General features: G+C 69.0%; 14 protein-coding genes. 3 read left to right on the top strand and 11 right to left on the bottom strand.

The genetic code is table 11. The features are described 5' to 3' along the window. Positions 1-3: 3 nt before the first annotated feature. Both ACTX90_RS06675 and clpS read right to left on the bottom strand, forming a co-directional pair. Positions 4-582 carry a DUF2017 domain-containing protein gene (locus ACTX90_RS06675; RefSeq protein ID WP_443443564.1) on the bottom strand — a complete coding sequence of 193 codons (579 nt, stop codon included), beginning with the start codon at positions 580-582 and terminating at the stop codon, positions 4-6. A gap of 2 nt (positions 583-584) precedes the next feature. Next, complete coding sequence (gene clpS / locus ACTX90_RS06670) at positions 585-869, bottom strand: ATP-dependent Clp protease adapter ClpS (protein WP_047120652.1); 285 nt, start codon at positions 867-869, stop codon at positions 585-587. A 143-nt stretch (positions 870-1012) separates the two neighbouring features. Between clpS and ACTX90_RS06665 the strand changes: the two genes are divergently transcribed. Continuing rightward, on the top strand, positions 1013-2311 hold the full coding sequence (locus ACTX90_RS06665) for a nicotinate phosphoribosyltransferase (RefSeq protein ID WP_443443562.1): 1299 nt from the start codon (positions 1013-1015) through the stop codon (positions 2309-2311). An 89-nt stretch (positions 2312-2400) separates the two neighbouring features. Next, positions 2401-2994, top strand: a complete 594-nt coding sequence (locus ACTX90_RS06660; RefSeq protein ID WP_047118764.1) for an isochorismatase family protein — start codon at positions 2401-2403, stop codon at positions 2992-2994. 79 nt (positions 2995-3073) lie between these two features. Here the strand turns inward: ACTX90_RS06660 and ACTX90_RS06655 are convergent, their stop codons facing one another. From ACTX90_RS06655 to ACTX90_RS06635, 5 genes are read right to left on the bottom strand one after another with little or no spacing between them, the layout of a single operon-like run. Next, complete coding sequence (locus ACTX90_RS06655; protein ID WP_443443561.1) at positions 3074-3796, bottom strand: DUF998 domain-containing protein; 723 nt, start codon at positions 3794-3796, stop codon at positions 3074-3076. Beyond that, entirely contained in the window at positions 3793-4668 is an 876-nt protein-coding gene (locus ACTX90_RS06650; protein ID WP_443443559.1) for a DMT family transporter, read from the bottom strand. Before ACTX90_RS06650 ends, ACTX90_RS06655 begins: the two co-directional genes overlap by 4 nt. Then, positions 4668-6359 (bottom strand): bifunctional lysylphosphatidylglycerol flippase/synthetase MprF, encoded by a 1692-nt coding sequence (locus tag ACTX90_RS06645; RefSeq protein WP_443443557.1) that lies wholly within the window; start codon positions 6357-6359, stop codon positions 4668-4670. Before ACTX90_RS06645 ends, ACTX90_RS06650 begins: the two co-directional genes overlap by 1 nt. A gap of 51 nt (positions 6360-6410) precedes the next feature. Next, a complete protein-coding gene (locus ACTX90_RS06640; RefSeq protein WP_047118762.1) occupies positions 6411-8177 on the bottom strand; it encodes a DEAD/DEAH box helicase in 1767 nt (588 codons plus the stop codon). Between the two features lie 58 nt (positions 8178-8235). Beyond that, positions 8236-8487 carry a DUF3039 domain-containing protein gene (locus ACTX90_RS06635; protein WP_443443555.1) on the bottom strand — a complete coding sequence of 84 codons (252 nt, stop codon included), beginning with the start codon at positions 8485-8487 and terminating at the stop codon, positions 8236-8238. A gap of 310 nt (positions 8488-8797) precedes the next feature. Here ACTX90_RS06635 and ACTX90_RS06630 point away from each other — a divergent pair, with 310 nt between their 5' ends. Next, entirely contained in the window at positions 8798-10735 is a 1938-nt protein-coding gene (locus ACTX90_RS06630) for an HNH endonuclease signature motif containing protein (RefSeq protein ID WP_443443554.1), read from the top strand. A gap of 78 nt (positions 10736-10813) precedes the next feature. Here ACTX90_RS06630 and ACTX90_RS06625 read toward each other — a convergent pair whose 3' ends face one another. The 4 genes from ACTX90_RS06625 to ACTX90_RS06610 all read right to left on the bottom strand — a co-directional run bounded on the left by ACTX90_RS06625 (position 10814) and on the right by ACTX90_RS06610 (position 15888). Continuing rightward, positions 10814-12379: a transporter gene (locus ACTX90_RS06625; RefSeq protein ID WP_443443553.1), complete on the bottom strand. Its 1566-nt coding sequence runs from the start codon at positions 12377-12379 to the stop codon at positions 10814-10816. After that, a complete protein-coding gene (locus ACTX90_RS06620; RefSeq protein ID WP_113607943.1) occupies positions 12355-13119 on the bottom strand; it encodes an ABC transporter ATP-binding protein in 765 nt (254 codons plus the stop codon). The genes ACTX90_RS06625 and ACTX90_RS06620 overlap by 25 nt, the downstream gene beginning before the upstream one ends. A 139-nt stretch (positions 13120-13258) precedes the next feature. Continuing rightward, entirely contained in the window at positions 13259-14170 is a 912-nt protein-coding gene (locus ACTX90_RS06615) for a co-chaperone YbbN (protein ID WP_047118757.1), read from the bottom strand. A gap of 2 nt (positions 14171-14172) precedes the next feature. Then, positions 14173-15888, bottom strand: coding sequence for a hypothetical protein (locus ACTX90_RS06610; RefSeq protein ID WP_443443552.1), 1716 nt, complete (start codon positions 15886-15888; stop codon positions 14173-14175). Positions 15889-15916 lie beyond the last annotated feature (28 nt).

Raw genomic sequence — 15916 nt, 5'->3', positions numbered from 1 at the left:
GTGCTAGTACTCCGCATTCATCAGCGCGTGCATCAAGGTGTCCTGCACCCAGGAAACCAGGTTGTAGACCAGGCCCAGGTATTCCTCCGGGGTGGTCACGTCCTTGGCGTCGTTAATCTGCGAGATGCGCTCGGAGTCCGCCTCGCTGCGGATTTCCAGCCGCTCGGAGAGCACCAGGCGCACGTCGTTCAGCGCCTGGGCGAAACGCCGGGCCCCGGCCGGGTCGAGCACGATCTTGTCGGTTTCCAGCAGGAATTGCGCCTCGCGCAGCCGGCCGATCTTCTCACCGATCAGATCCGATTCGGTCAGCCGGCGGTGCTCCTCGGCAACCTGCGGGTCATCGCTCGCGTCGGGCAGCAGCCGGGCCAGCGCCAGGTCGCTGATCGGCGGCAGCTTCAAGTCCGCCGGGCGCATGCCGGTCAGCGCGTACAGAGGATCGATGTCCTCGGGCAGGCGGTGCATCTCGGCGCGCTCTTCGAGCATGTGGATGATGTCGGAAAAGAGGTCGCGCAGCAGCTTGCGCTCGGCCGAATGCAGCGAGCCGGAGATGCCCCGCGAGCCGTACTTGAAGGCTTTCGCCACGCCTAGGCCTCCTGGGTCATGGTGGCCTGCAGTCCGAATCCGTGCATGGCGTGCACGTCGGACTCGATCGCCTCGCGCGCGCCGCTGCGCACGGTGCAGAAGCCGTCGTGATGCACCTGGAGCATCAGCTTGTCGGCTTTTTCCGGGCTGAAACCGAAGTACGAGCGGAACACGTAGGACACGTAGCTCATCAGGTTGACGGGGTCGTTCCACACGATCAGGCGCCAGGCCTTCTCGGTGGATTCCCGGATCTCAGGGGAGGAAAGTACATCGGGCATTGCGGTCATGCCAACCATTTTACGCCCGCTTCCTGAGCGCGGCGCCGTCCGCCCCGAATCACGGCAATGCGGTCAGCCGTTATACAGTAAAAGCTGGTTCGCCTCCTGGGAGGCGGCAGAGTCCAGAGCACACACACGATTCAGGAGCGTTCATGCGCACCAGCCTCTTCACCGACCACTACGAGCTGACCATGCTGCAGGCCGCCCTGGCCTCCGGCGCGGCGCACCGCCCGAGCGTGTTTGAAGCCTTCTCGCGCCGGCTGCCCGAGGGACGGCGCTACGGCGTGGTCGGCGGCACCGGCCGCCTGCTCGAAGGACTGGCCGACTTCCACTTCGGCGATGACGAGTTGAAGTTCCTCTCGGACAACAAGGTCGTGAATGCCGAGACCCTGAAGTACCTGGAGAACTTCACCTTCACCGGCACCATCACCGGCTATGCCGAGGGCGAGCTGTACTTCCCGAACTCGCCGCTGCTCATGGTCGAGTCCACCTTTGCCGAAGCCTGCGTGATCGAGACCTACCTGCTCTCGGTGATGAACCACGACTCGGCCATCGCCTCCGCCGCCTCGCGCATGATCGCCTCCGCCGCGAACCGCCCGTGCATCGAGATGGGCTCGCGCCGCACCCACGAGGAATCCGCGGTCGCCGCGGCCCGCGCCGCGATCATCGCCGGCTTCGACTCCACCTCCAATCTGGAGGCCGGGGCCCGCTACGGCTTGAAGACCGTGGGTACCTCCGCGCACTCTTTCACCCTGCTGCACGACACCGAGCGCGCGGCTTTCGAAGCGCAGGTCGCCTCGCTGGGCCGCGACACCATCCTGCTGGTGGACACCTACGACGTGGAAACCGGCGTGCGCACCGCGGTGGAGGTGGCCGGTCCCGAGCTGGGCGGCGTGCGCCTGGACTCTGGAGACCTGGTCCAGCAGGCCGGCTGGGTGCGCGCCCTGCTGGACGATCTGGGCAACTGGAACACCAAGATCACCGTCACCTCGGACCTGGACGAATACGCCATCGCCGCGCTGGCCAGCGCCCCGGTGGACTCCTACGGCGTGGGCACCGCCCTGGTCACCGGTTCCGGCCACCCGACCGCCTCCATGGTCTACAAGCTGGTCTCCCGGCAGAACGACGCCGGCGACTGGATCCCGGTGGCCAAGGCCGCCGCGAACAAGGCCAGCGTGGGCGGACGCAAGTACGCGGTGCGCGAGCTGAACGAGCGCGGCCGCGCCGTCGCCGAGGTCGTCTCCACCTCCGAGTACACCACCGGCGGACCCGAGCGCGACCTGATGGTCCCGCTGGTGGTCAACGGCGAGATCGATGCTTCGTTCATCGGCGCGCAGGGCGTGGCCAAGGCCGCCGCGCGGCACCGCGCCTCGATCCAGGAAATGCCCGGCGAGGCCCGCAAGCTGCAGCGCGGCGAACCGGTCATCCCCACCGTCATGGTGCGCAGCTAACCCGCACCCGACGCCCACCACGCGCACAGCGGCGGGCGTTAAGATCCATCCACCCGAGCGTTATACCGCCACGCCCCAAGGAGGCTGCCATGAACCGCGCCCTGCTGATCATCGACGTGCAACCGGACTTCTGCGAAGGAGGTGCGCTGGCCGTGGCCGGGGGCAACCTGGTCGCCGCGGGCATCGCCGGCGACGTGCGCTCGCGCCGCGCAAGCTACGCCGCGATCGCCACCACCCAGGACTGGCACATCGATCCCGGGGCGCACTTCTCGCAGGAGCCGGACTTCATCGACTCCTGGCCGGTGCACTGCGTGGCAGGGAGCGACGGGGCGGCCCTGCACCCGCAGATCGCCGGGCTCCAGGTCGACGCGCATTTCGCCAAGGGCCGCTTCGCCGCCGCCTACTCGGGCTTCGAGGCGCGCCGGCTCGACCCGGCCGCCGACCCCGCCGACGAGTCCGGTGCGCTGCTGGGCGACTGGCTCACCGAACGCGGCATCACCGCCGTGGACGTGGTGGGCCTGGCCGCCGACCACTGTGTGCGCGCCACCGCCCTGGACGCGGCCGCGGCGGGCTTCGCCACCACCGTGCTCGCCCCGCTGACCGCCGCGGTTTCCCCGGAGAACATGCCGGCGGTGAACGACCAGCTGCGCGCCGCCGGGGTCACGGTGCTAACCCTGGGCTAGCTTTCCCCTCCACGCTCCTGCGGCAGTCCGCCGCCGGTTTTCCGGCGGCGGACTGTTGCGTTGCGCTGACTGGTACCGCCTAGCGCGGTGCGACGGCGTGGGCCGGGCCGCTGCTGGCCGGATTGCTGCGGGCAAGGTCCCGGCGGGCGAAGTCCACGCACAGCGCGCTGAATCCCAGGGTGTAGAGGCGCTGCACGGTGCCCGGGTGCAGCTTCGGGGAAGCCAGGCTCGCCGCGCTGGCCGCCAGCAGGCCCAGCACCGCGGGAGCCGCCAGCCGGCGGCGCGCCGAGGCCCCTGGCTGCCGGCCGAACTCCCGCCAGTAGCTCGCCACCAGCCCCATCGAAGCGGCCGAGGCCAGCGCCGTGGTTACATAGTGGCGCCCGTGGCTGGCGCTGGTTCCGGAGCCTTCCGGGCGCTCGGCGCGCCGCGGGGATCCTGGATCGTCGAAGGACACCGGGTAGTCCAGCGGGCTGAGCGCATCGCCGATGGTCGCGGCCCCGAAGGCGGCCAGCGACGCGCTCAGCAGCCCGGGCGGAGCCGAGTCCCCCGGCCGAGAGGCGCAGGCCGCCACCAGGTAGCACCCGGCCGAGGCCATATCGGTCCATTGGAAGAGCCCCCGATGCCAGCGGTCCCGGGCCGCGAGCTCGGAGAGCATGGCGGTGCGCGGATCCAGCGGCCAGCCAAGCACCGCCTCCCCCAGGATGCCCAGCGAGTAGGCCGCGGCGCCCGCGCCCAGCGCCGCCGCCCGGATCCTCGCACGCCGCAGTTCCGCGCCCCCGCCAGGGTCTTGGATTTCGTTCATTCTCCTGCGCTCCCTTCGCCGTGCTCCGCTGCGTCGTGCTCCCTCTCGGAGCCGCCCGCCTTCAGCGCCGGCTCGGCCGGCAGTCCTGCGCCCGGGCTGCCCAGGGTCAGCCACAGGCAGGATCCAAGGCTCAACGCGATGGCGCCGTACTTGGCCAGCTCCCAGCCCTCGCGGGCCGCATCGCCCAGCAGCAGCATGCCTGCAATGCCCGGCACCACCACCTCGATCACGGTGAACACCGCGCTCGCCGGTCCCACGTGGCCGAATTCCAGCGCCCGGGTGTAGCCGGCCATCGCCACCACCCCGAAGCCGAGCACCAGCCAGAGCATCGGCTCGCGCAGCAGCTGGATCACCCCGCCGTCCAGCACCAGCCCGCGGGCGCCCAGCGCAGCGCCGGAGGCGGCCAGCCCGGCGAGTACCGCGGTCGGCATCGGCGCCCGCTTCCGGTAGAGCACTGCCAGAGCCGCAGCGAGCACCGGCAGCGCTCCGGCCAGCGTCCAGACCAGCGGCTGGGCGGCGGGCTGCGCTGGCTGGGTTCCGGTGGACAGGGCGAGCACCGCCAGCCCTGCGATCAGCAGGCCCATGGCGAGAAGCTGCGCGCGGCTCAGCTCGCTGGCGAACACCCAGCGCGCCAGCAGCATGGTGACCACCAGCGATCCAGCCAGCAACGCCTGCACCGTGAACAGGGTCAGATGCTGCAGGGCCAGCAGCGAGCACAGCCAGGCCAACAGGTCCAGGCCGATCCCGGCGAGGTAGAGCGGGTGGGCGTAGACCTTCGCCCCGCCGACCCGGCGCGCCGCCACGGCTTCCAGCACCGAGGCGGTGCCGTAGCCGATGCTGGCGGCCAGCGCCGCGGTGAGCCCCGGCAGCATCAGGCACGCTCCGGACGCAGCCTGGGCAGCGCCGGCAGCTCGGCCAGCCCCTCGGCCTGGGCCATGCGCAGGCCCTGGGAGAGCCACAAATCCACGGTGCCCACCGCGGCGTAGCGTGGCTGCCAGCGCGGATCGTACTTCGTATTGAAGCGGTACAGCGACTCCACCTGGGCGTGCTTGGAAGCCTGCTTGGCGACCAGGCGTTCGAACCAGCCGCCGGCTGCCTGTTGCCCGCCGGCCACCGCCTCGCGCAGCACCGCGAAGTTCAGCCCCAGCTCGCCGCCACCCTCGCCCGCCAGCTTGCCGAGCATCTCGATGATCAACAAGTCCATCAGGCCGCCGGGCAGCTGCCCGGAGGTGCTGCGCCGCATCACATCCAGCGACCAGCCGCGCAGCGCGGGGGCCGGCACCCACTGGATGAACGCCTGCGGGGTGCCGGCCCCGTCGTAGGCGATGGACAGCAGCAGGCCGGTGTCCGCCGGGTCGAACAGGCGCGAGAGCGTCATGGAGAAGCCGCGCTCAGCCTCCCCGCGCCGGCTCTCGCCGGCCAGGTCGGCCAGCCGGGCGCGCACCGCCGGATCCAGCCGCAGCGGGTCCACGTGCTCGACGCGGTAGCCCGCGCGCAGCAGCCGGGCGTGGGATTGGCGCAGCGACTTGGATTTCTTGCCCGCCAAGCTGAAGCTTGCGCTGTCCACGATCGCCTCGTCGCCCAGGTACACCGTGCGCAGGCCCGAGCGCTCGTAGGTCTCCAGCCAGTTTTCCGCGGCGCCCAGCACGCTGACTGACCAGCCGCGCTGCTCGGCGAACACCATGAATTCGGCCCAGGTTTCCCCGCGCTCGGCGGCCGGCCCGATGGGATCCGGGGAGACCAGGCAGACCGAGCCGCGCACCGCGTAGGCGATCACGCTCTGCCCGAGGAAGAACCAGCGCTTGTCGTCGCGCAGCGCGAAATAGTCAAGGGTGCCGCCGCCGTGGCGGGCGACGATCTCCCGTGCCCGTTCGCGGTCGGCCAGGTGCGCGGCGGCATCGGCGGGGGCGGTGTGCGAGCCGGTGTACTGGTACCACCACAGCAGTCCGGCCAGGCCCAGCAGCACCGCGGCGACCAGCGCGAAGCTCAGCGCCAGGTGGTGTTCATGCAGTTCGGCGTCCAGCACCGCGGCGAACTGCCGGACGCCGGAGCCCAGGTCCTGGTCGGTGGCCAGGGCCAGGCGCAGCACCAGCGCGCCGACCAGCAGGCTCGCCAGCGCCAGCGCCGCCCCGGCCACCAGCAGCGCGCGCTTCAAGGCCAGCCGCCCGGGCCAGACTGGGAAGGCGCGGTATTGCAGCCCCAGCCAGAGCGCGGCCGCCGCGCAGAGCGCCGCCAGCGGCCAGTCAGCGCGCTTGCCCGCGTGCAGCACCGCGATCAGCGCCAGCAGCAGCACCGATCCGGCCCAGGCCACCCGGTTGCCCGAGCGCAGGTAGCGCGCGAGGACGAACAGGCCGAAGGAGCCGAACACCACGTAGATCGCGGAGACCTGGATGAGGAATTCGGGCAGCACCGCCAGCGGCCCGTGCAGCCACGAGTGCAGCGGGCGCAGCAGCGCGGAGAGCAGGCTGAGCAGCCCGAGTCCGATGCCCAGGTACGCGGACGCCGCCCGGGAGCGGTCGCGCCGCTGCACCCGGACGGCGATGGAAGGATTCCTGCTGGTCATAGCAGGAAGTATGCCACTTAAGCCGGGCGGCGTGCGCCCGGTTCCGGCGGCTTATTTGCGGCCGACGAACCAGTCGGAGAGCTTGTCCAGCCGGGCCTGCAGCTGCTCGGCCGTGGCCTGCGGCACGGCCGGCCCGCCGCACACGGTGCGCAGCTTGGTGTGGATCTGCGCGTGCGGGGTTCCGGTGCGCGCGGACCAGGCCGACACGTTCTTGGACAGCTTGGTGCGCAGGTCCATCATCCGGCGGTGGTCGGAGACCGGGGCGGGCTTGGAGGCGCCGCGGCTGATCTGCTTGTTCTGCTGCGCGCGCAACAGCTCGGAGACCTGCTCGGTGTCCAGCAGCCCGGGGATGCCCAAGAAGCCCAGCTCCTCGTCGCTGCCGATGTCGGCGCCGGTGCCGAACTCGCCGCCGTCGAACAAGACGCGGTCGAAGGAGGCTTGCGAGTTCAGCGCCTCGAACTTGTTGCGCGTCAGCTCGTCGCTGGCCTTGTCCTCCTTGTTGGCTTCTTCCAGCAGCGCATCGTCCAGGCCGTCCTCGACCTTGTCGCCCTCGCGATCCAGCGCGTGGTCGCGCTCGACCTCCATCTCGTTGGCCAGCGCCATGAGCACCGGCACGGAGGGCAGGAACACGCTGGCGACTTCGCCGCGCTTGCGGCTTCGCACGAAGCGGCCCACGGCCTGCGCGAAGAACAGCGGGGTGGAGGTGGAGGTGGCGTACACGCCCACGCACAGCCGGGGCACGTCGACGCCTTCGGAGACCATGCGCACGGCGACCATCCAGCGCGAATCGGACGCGGAGAATTCGTCGATCTTTTCCGAGGCCTTCGGGTCGTCGGAGAGGATCGTAGTGACCTTCTCCCCGCAGATCGCCTCCAGCTGGGCCGCGTAGCCGCGCGCATCCTCGTGGTCGGTGGCGATCACCAGGCCACCGGCGTCCTTCACGGTGCGGCGCACCTCGGACAGGCGGCGGTCGGCCGCCTGCAGCACCGAGGGGATCCAGTCGCCGTGCGGGTCAAGCGCGGTGCGCCAGGCGTGCGCGGTGACGTCCTTGGTGAAGCCCTCGCCGAGGTTAGCCTCCATCTCCTCCCCGCCGGCGGTGCGCCAGCGCATGTTGCCCGAATAGGCCATGAACAGCACCGGGCGCACGACGTGGTCCGCCAGCGCGCTGCCGTAGCCGTAGGTGTAGTCGGCCTTGGAGCGGCGGATGCCGTCGCCCTCGTCGACGTACTGCACAAAGGGAATCGGGGCCGCGTCGGAACGGAACGGGGTGCCGGTCAGCGCCAGGCGCCGGGCGGCGGGCTCGAAGGCCTCGCGGATGCCATCGCCCCAGCTGAGTGCGTCGCCTGCGTGGTGGACCTCGTCCATGATCACCAGGGTGCGCGCGTTCTCGGTTTTCGCGCGGTGCACCGCGGGCTTGAGCGCCACCTGGGCGTAGGTCACGACGACGCCCATGTAGTGCGAGCCGTGGCGCCCGTCGGAATTCTTGTAGTTCGGATCCAGCGCGATGCCCACGCGCGCCGCCGCGTCCGCCCACTGCTTCTTCAGGTGGTCGGTAGGCGCGACGACGATCATTCGGTTGATCTTGCCGGAGTCGATCAGCACCTTGGCCAAGCGCAGCGCGAACGTGGTTTTGCCCGCTCCGGGGGTCGCCACGGCCATGTAGTCCTTGGGCTCCGCCTCGAAGTATTTGGCCAGCGCCTCGGCCTGCCAGGCGCGGAGCTTCGGCCCGGTGCCCCAGGCCGCTCGCTCCGGATACGCTACCGGTAGCTTGTCTTCCAGAGGAAGCTTGTCACCAAAGTCAAAAAGTGCCTGCGTCATTTACCCTTTTCCCGGCCGCGTGCAGAAGTTGTAGGAAGTGCGTGCTTGAAACGCCGCACTACCCCATCAAGGATTCGTAGATTTCCTTGCACTCCGGGCATACCGGGAACTTCTTCGGGTCGCGGCCAGGGGTCCAGACCTTGCCGCACAGGGCGATCACCGGCTCGCCGGACAGCGCCGACTCCATGATCTTGTCCTTCTGCACATAGTGCGCAAAACGCTCGTGATCGCCGGCCTCGACGCTCTGGCTCGTCTCGGTGCGTTCGATCGTGGCCGTGCCACCGCGGGTTTCATCAGACTGTTCCACCATGCCATCCAGTCTAGTACGTACGACGCTTTCATGGGGCGCACAGGCATGGGAGCTTGTCCACATCGCCCGCTCCTCCCCCGCCTCCCGGCGCTTCCGCCGCGCACGGTATCTACAGGTCACAGAGTGTTCTATCGATGTTCGACCGCTCCGTCGGCCCGCCGCATCCGCGCCGGACAGCGTCCAGTGCCGTGTCCCACACGCCATGGTGCCGCGTGGCATGTCCGGAACCCGCAAAAAATTTTTCCGGCACTTCTCCACAATCCGCACCCCACCCACCACCAGCCAGTGCGCCCGGGCGTTCACTGGAGCCATGAACACCACCGCACTGGCCCAAGGCCTCACCAGCCTGCACCACGTACTGGCCCAGGTACGTCCCGCGCCCGGTGCCGCCCTGCCCGAACTATCGGGCACCCAGCTGCGGGACCTGGCCACCAGCCTGCTGGACACCTTCGCCGCCCTGCGCGAAACCCTCTCCGATACCACCGATCCCCGCCTGGCCCTGGAACTGGCGACCACCGCCCAGCAGCTCGGCTTCGAAGCGACCCGCATGGATTTGGTCGCCGCCGAACGCACTGCCGCCACCGCCGCCCACACCCTGGCCCACACCGAACTGGAGCACTTGCGCGAGCACCCCGCCGACACCACCAGCACCCCGGTGCGCGCCTCCGGACGCGCCTGCTACCGCAACCCCGAAGAACTGCTGGCCTCCTGGACCCGCACCCCCTACTGGCACACCCACCGCCTCATCCTGGATTCCATGGACCTGGTGGGGCGCAAGGACTTCACCGGGGCCCGGGTTGCCCCGCGGTTCGAGCACCTGGCCGCCCTGCTCTTCGAGTCCGGGGTGGATCCGACGGTGGTGCGGCAGGCCAGCCGGAAACTGGCCAAGGTCGAACCCGAAGACCGCACCTTCGAAGGCACCGCCACCAGCCCGACCCTGTTGCATGCCGATGGGCGCACCGTGGAGGAACACGCCGCCCAAGTCCTGGCCGAGGAGTTCATCCCGTTCGCGGCGGTGAAGAAGATCGCCTGCCTGATCCTGGAGGCCATCAACCGGTCCGGGCCAATCCCGCCGGCCTCGCTGCGCCGTGGCGTGTTCCCGTTGCCGATCCGCAGCCCGCACTTCCGCGAGTTTTTGGTGCGGACTTCCACGGCGGAGGGGGCGTGGGTGGATGCGTTGATCGCGGCGGCGAACAAGGCCAGCACCCGGGCCGGGCAGGCCGCGCGGAGGAACCCTGCCTCGGCGAACCCGAACCGGGGGCCGGGCTCAGGCGGGCCGGTGGCGGGGGCGTCGTTTTTCAAGGACCCGGCCGATAATCCGAACCAGCCCACGGGGCAGGACCCGCAGCCGCAGGCGGATGCCGCCACCGAGAGCGAAACCACCGGGGCCGGAGCTACCGGGGCCGGCCCCGACGGGGAAGGCGGCTGGTCCATCCAGGACCTGCTGCCCGAAGGATCCGAGCAGCTGCGCTGGGACGATGACGAGTTGTTCATCCCCGAAGCGACCCCGCCCGAACGCGCGTTGAACGCGTTGCTGGAGATCCTGCTGGACGCCACCGGCGAGGACCCGCCCGGAACCGCCTTCGGGGACGGCGGTCCGGGCCAGGGATCCCTCTTCGATTCCGACCCCGCGAACGCCGACGAGGACAGCGCCGGCAAGGCCGGCTGGGCCGAGGACGGGGAGGAGTGCTCCGCCGGGGACCCCGACAGATCCCCGCCACAGCGCAAGCGCAAGCGGTTGCGGCCGGTGGTCATCGCCCACCTGCAGCTGAACGACCTGCAACACTTGGCCTCCTCGACGGCGCAGACCGCGCACGGGGTGGATCTGCCGCCGGCCGCGTTGCGGCAGCTGCTGTGCCAGGCGGATCTGATCCCGGCGGTGTTCAACACGGACGGGGTGCTGCTGGACTTCGGGCGGACCAAACGCTTCGTGCCCGAGGTGCTGCAGCGTGCGGTGCTGGCCAGGAACCGGTACTGCCTGGTGCCCGGGTGCACCGCGACGGTGGAGCAGCTGGAATTCCACCACACCGACCCGTACGCCTTGGGCGGGGAAACGAACTTGGACAAGATCGCTCCGGGGTGCAAGAACCACCACATCGAGTTCGACCATGAGGTGATCAAGATCGTGTGGGTGAAGGGCCTGCCGTGGGTGCTGCTGCCCAAGGACAGGGATCCGGCGCAGCGGTTGCGCAGGAATTACAGTCCACCGGGCGTCCCGACCAGCATCCCGCTACCGGACTCCGGCTGATTCCTCTCCCAGCGGTACCCACGAAAAAGTGGGGTTGCCATTCGACTATTCGAATGGCAGCCCCACCATGTGCACCAGCTATCGGTTGATCATGACCGCTTGCATGAGTTCAGGCTGGCGACGGTCGAACCACTTGCCACCCAAATGCACGCCACCGATCAGCATCCCGACACCGAGCAGGAGTCCAATACCCAGCGCGATGAACCCTGCAACCTGCGACTGCGTCGTCCAGGAAATCACAGCCGGGATGACCACTGGAATCAGCAGCACTGCCATGAAACCCATGGTGCCCATCTGGGTCAGCGCTACACGCAGGCCGTTGCCCGGAGGTGTCTTCATCGGGTTCTCGCCCGGCAGCGGCACGGCGTAGGTGTAGCGTGCCGAGACAACGGATGAGACGCCCAGCGATACCAGGAACGCGGCCAGCGACAAGCCCAGATCACTTGGCAGACGCCACAGCTGGTCGGACAGGATGGCAGGAAGCGTTGCCGCCAGCAGCAGCGGGATGATGCCGATGGCGAAGCAGGCCATGACGCGTCCAGCCCGGTCGGCCTTGCCCGATACCCCCGTCAGCACATGCAGGGCGAAAGCGGTGTTGTCATAGGAGACATCGGCGGAGATCGCGAAACCCATCAGGATGCCGATCAGCGGGCCGAGCGCGAACATCATCGTGTACTCCCCCGACTGGCGTCCGGCGAACCAGAAGATCAGCGGCAGCATCGGCACCATCAGGATGCTCAGCGCGTACCGCGGATCCTTGAACCAGTAGGTCAGCGAGCGTGCCGCCACGGCTCCGGTGGGAGTTGCCGGCAGCAGCTTGAAGAATCCCAGCCCGCGGGCAGTGGCCGCACGCTGTTGCGCAGGCGGCGCGACGGTCGCGGCCCCGGTAGCCCGGACCAGCAGCAGGTACAGGCCCACCAGGTAGACGACTCCCAGCACGGCGCACAGCGCCAGCTGCGCCATGTTCCCGGCGACCAGTGCCCCAGGCAGGGCGGCGAAGGCGCCGAGCGGCGTGTAGGCGAGCACCGCGGAGATCGGGTTGATCCAGTCGGCGATGCTCTCCGCCGCGGCGAACACCGACGACAGCAACGGCCCGAGGGAGACCAGCAGCAGGAAGAGCAGGGCGAAGGTCAACTCGCGGAAACGCCGCTTGGAGCGCAGCGCAGTGGCCATGATGGTCAGGTACTGGCAGACCAGCACCGCCATGATCGCGGTGGCAACCGCGCTGACCATGGCCAGAGCGAGCACCGCCGGATCCAGCCGCCACATCATGGAGGCGCCCAGCAGGCCCAGGAAGGTCAGCACGGCGGGCACCGAGATGAACCCGGCGAGCACCAGCGCGGGGGCCAGCACCTTGGTATCGATGCCGAAATGCACAAAGCGGGCCGGCTCCAGCGTCAGGTCGACACCGGTGAGCAGCGGAGGAATGACCGCCCAGCCCAGCACCACGGCCGAACCGATGACGATGGTCAGCTGGCCCGGGAACGGGTTCTGCTCCGCGGTAGCCCAGCTCGCCCCGGAGAGCAGCACGACCATGCCCAATGCATAGAGGCCGCCGATGATCACCGCGACCAGCTGGCCGGTGGATCGCTTGAAGCCGTTGCCCAGCAGACGGAGTTTCAGTTGGAGGATGTGCGCAACCATGACAGCCCCTCGTTCGTAGCTCGTCCGCCGACCAGGTCGACGAAGCGTTCTTCCAGGGACTTGCCGGCGCGGACGTCGTCGACGGTTCCCTGGGCCTTGAGCACGCCGTCGGCGATCACCGCGACGTGCGTGCACATGCGCTGGACCAGGTCCATCACGTGCGAGGAGACGATGACGGTGCCGCCCAGCTGGACGTAGCCGTTCAGGATGTCGCGGATGTTCGCCGCGGAGACCGGGTCGACCGCTTCGAAGGGCTCGTCGAGCACCAGCAGGTTCGGCGAGTGGATCATCGCGGTGGCCAGCGAGATCTTCTTGGTCATGCCCGCGGAATAGTCGACGACGAGCTTGTCGCCGTCCTGCGTCAGGTCCATGACGCGCAGCAGGTCTTCGGTGCGGATCGCGACTTCCTCGCGGTCCATGCCGCGCAGCAGGCCCGAATAGGTCACCAGCTGGCGGCCGGTCAGCCGGTCGAACTGGCGCACCCCGTCGGCCAGCACCCCGAGGGTGGCCTTGGCCGCGTGCGGGTCCGCCCAGATGTCGATCCCGTTGACCAGCGCGGAGCCCGCATCCGGGCGCAGCAGCCCGGTGGCCATGGAAAGCATCGTGGTCTTGCCGGCGCCGTTGGGCCCGACCAACCCATAGAAGGAGCCGGCGGGAACCTGCAGGCTGACGTTGTTCACTGCGACCTTGGCCCCGAATTGCTTGGCCAGGGAGCGAATATCTAGTGCGATCGGATTCATGCCTCGAGCCTAGCAACAGCCCAAGTCATCCATCATCATCCTTTTGAATTAATCCGCGATCGACAAAGGGCGCCGATGCCTCACGAGAATACTTCTCGAGGTGCACCGGCGCCCTGGGCGTTGGCGTGGAACCGCGTTGCTAGAAGAGCACGCGGGCCAGCTTCTGGCGCGAGGCGGCGACCCGCGGATCGTTCGTGCCGATCACCGCGTAGAGCTCGACCAGGCGGCGGCGGACGCGTTCGCGGTCCTCGTCGGCCAGTCGGGCCACCAGCGACACCAGGCGGGAGAAGGCATCCTCCACATGGCCGCCGACGATGTCCAGGTCAGCCACGTTCAGCTGGGCGTTCAGGTCGTCGGGGTTCGAGGCCGCCTCGGCGCGGGCCTGGTTCAAATCAAGGTTCTGCGTACGCGAAAGCAGGCGCACCTGATAGAGGCCCACTTGGGCTTCGTGGTCGTTCGGCTTCTCGTTCAGGGCCTGCATGTAGGCGGCCTCGGCGGCGGCGTAGTCGCCCTCCTCGATGGCGTCCACTGCCTTCTGGTGCAGCGGCGGCAGCGCAGGCTCCGCAGGGGCTCCGGCGAACGGAGGCACGGTGCCGCCCAGCCCCTGCTGCGCGGCCAGCTGCTCCAGCTGCCCGAAGACCTGCTCGATCTGCTCCTCGCCGGCCGGGCCCTGGAACAGCGGCACCGGCTGGCCGTTGACCAGCGCGACCACCAGCGGGATCTGCTGGGCCTGGAAGGCCTGGGCGATCTGCGGGCGCGCCTCGGCGTCGACCAGGCCGAGCACGAACTTGCCGCCGCGGGCGTCGACGAGCTTGCGCAGCGAGGCGTCCAGCTCGGTCGAGGCAGGCACGCGCGGGGAACCGAGCGACACGATGGCCGGAACCCGCTGGGACAGGCCCACGAACTGCTGGAATGCCGCTTCGTCCAGCTCCATGGTCCAGGTCGCGCCGGCTTCCGGCGCAGTCGCGTCGGTGGCCTGCAGGCGGTGCGAGGACAGCGCGCTGAGGTCCACGGCGCCGCGGGACGATGGGATCGTTGGCTCTTCGCTCACGGTTACTTCACTTCCTTCACGTTCAGCAGCACTACCTCGGCCGCAATCAGCTGAATCTTATCCTCCGAGCCCTCGGCCGGCAGGTAGAACATGACCGGTTCGGCGTAGTTGATTTCCACGTCGCCGGTGGAGCTGGCCTTGCCCAGCAGCTTCTTGGTCAGCTCGTCGGTGCCCTCCAGCGGATCGGAGTCCTCGGTGCGCTCGAACACCGCGCGCTGGTTCAGCTTACCGGTCACGATCGCGCCGCCGTCGGGGGTGGAGACTACGCGGGTGTCGCCCTCGGTCACGGTGCGCGCGTACTTGACCTTCGCTTCGTTCGCATTCTGCGACTCGGTCTTCTGGCCCGCGTGGATGGCCTTGATGAACTCGGACTCGGCGAACTTGTCCTTGTTCTTCGACTTCTCGTTGGTCAGCACGTCGGCCAGCGACTTCAGCGCGTCCTTCGGGGTCTGCTGCAGGCCCTTGGCGTTCGCGTCCAGCTGCTTGATCGACGGGTCGCCGACGGCGATGCCCGGGAAGCTGGCGCCGGGCAGCATCTGCTCGGCGAAGATCACCTGGTAGTTGTCGCGGGCGGTGGCCTGCACCAGGGTCAGCGCCTGCGGCAGGGTCTCGGCGTCCGAATCCTTGGCGGTCACCACGGTGATCACGCGCGGGAAGCTGGCGTCCGAGGTGTTGGGCACGGCGGCCGAGCGGATCACCGAGGTATTCAGGGTCAGCGGCTTGGCGACCTTGATGTCGTCGTTCAGGATGTCGTAGCGGCTGGAGCGGATGTACTTGAACGCGCCCGCTGCACGGGATTCGAGCAGCTTCTTATCGCGCTTCTCATCGGCGTTGCCGATCTGCTTCTGCACATCGCCCAGGATGCGGGTCAGCTGCTCCTCGGTGACCACCGGAAAGGCGGTCGGCTCGGACTCGGCCGGGGCGGATGCCTCGGCGGACTCGCTGGCCTGCTCGGTGGCGCTCGGCGAAGCGCTTTCGGTGGCGTTCTGGGCCGGCGACTGCGAGGCGTCCTCGGACGGGGTCATCGGCAGGGCCACGCCGGAGACGGCCAGCGCGACGACGGCCACGGCGGCCACGGAGTTCTGGGTGGTGCTCTTGGCCTTGGCCGGTGCGGCGGCGCCTGGCTTTGCGGTGCGCATCACCAGCAGCGCCAGCCCGAAGACCAGCAGCAGCGCGCCGGCGATGATCAGCGGCAGCGCGAACGGCATAGCTTCGTCGTTGGCGTAGGTGACGGAGATGTCCACCGGGGCGGCGTCCTTGCCGCCGGCGGCCAGCAGCAGCGACCAGTCGCCGGTGTCCGGGGCGGTCCAGCGGTAGGTCATGGTGCCCTGCGCGGTCTGCGAGTCGAAGAAGATGTCGGCGTTCTTCGGATCCGGCGCGGTGGCGTCGCCCTCGACGAAGTTGGCCTGCATCTGGTGGTTTTCGGTGTCGATGCCGGTGACGGCTGCGTGGGCGGTCTTGCCTACCCAGGCCTCGACGTCGTAGCTGCGTCCCAGCGAGGCGGTGAATTCGCCCTCGCCGCTGATGACCAGTTCGACCGGGGCGAGCTTTTCGGAGTTCACGCTGGATTCAATCAGCGTCAGCGGGGCCTTGCCGTCGAACTGCGGCATGGTAGCGGTCACCGTTTCGGGCGGAGCCCAAAAGGTCTTCTGCCCGATGCCGACAATCAGGGCCGCGGCCCCGAGCAGCATCGCGATCACGGAGATTACTTTTCGCACGATTTCACCTATTCACCTACGTCTCACA

It is taken from the genome of Glutamicibacter soli (assembly GCF_052322135.1).
In the GTDB taxonomy this organism is placed as follows: Bacteria; Actinomycetota; Actinomycetes; order Actinomycetales; family Micrococcaceae; genus Glutamicibacter; species Glutamicibacter soli.
The sequence above is the reverse complement of the archived record's forward strand: the minus strand, read 5'-3'. Positions and strand labels throughout refer to the sequence as shown.

Coding starts and splice junctions, on each gene's coding strand:
- ACTX90_RS06620 (WP_113607943.1), bottom strand. CDS start 13,119: ATGAATCCGATCGCACTAGATATTCGCTCCCTGGCCAAGCAATTCGGG.
- ACTX90_RS06660 (WP_047118764.1), top strand. CDS start 2,401: ATGAACCGCGCCCTGCTGATCATCGACGTGCAACCGGACTTCTGCGAA.
- clpS (WP_047120652.1), bottom strand. CDS start 869: ATGACCGCAATGCCCGATGTACTTTCCTCCCCTGAGATCCGGGAATCC.
- ACTX90_RS06630 (WP_443443554.1), top strand. CDS start 8,798: ATGAACACCACCGCACTGGCCCAAGGCCTCACCAGCCTGCACCACGTA.
- ACTX90_RS06625 (WP_443443553.1), bottom strand. CDS start 12,379: ATGGTTGCGCACATCCTCCAACTGAAACTCCGTCTGCTGGGCAACGGC.
- ACTX90_RS06645 (WP_443443557.1), bottom strand. CDS start 6,359: ATGACCAGCAGGAATCCTTCCATCGCCGTCCGGGTGCAGCGGCGCGAC.
- ACTX90_RS06635 (WP_443443555.1), bottom strand. CDS start 8,487: ATGGTGGAACAGTCTGATGAAACCCGCGGTGGCACGGCCACGATCGAA.
- ACTX90_RS06665 (WP_443443562.1), top strand. CDS start 1,013: ATGCGCACCAGCCTCTTCACCGACCACTACGAGCTGACCATGCTGCAG.
- ACTX90_RS06650 (WP_443443559.1), bottom strand. CDS start 4,668: ATGCTGCCGGGGCTCACCGCGGCGCTGGCCGCCAGCATCGGCTACGGC.
- ACTX90_RS06655 (WP_443443561.1), bottom strand. CDS start 3,796: ATGAACGAAATCCAAGACCCTGGCGGGGGCGCGGAACTGCGGCGTGCG.
- ACTX90_RS06640 (WP_047118762.1), bottom strand. CDS start 8,177: ATGACGCAGGCACTTTTTGACTTTGGTGACAAGCTTCCTCTGGAAGAC.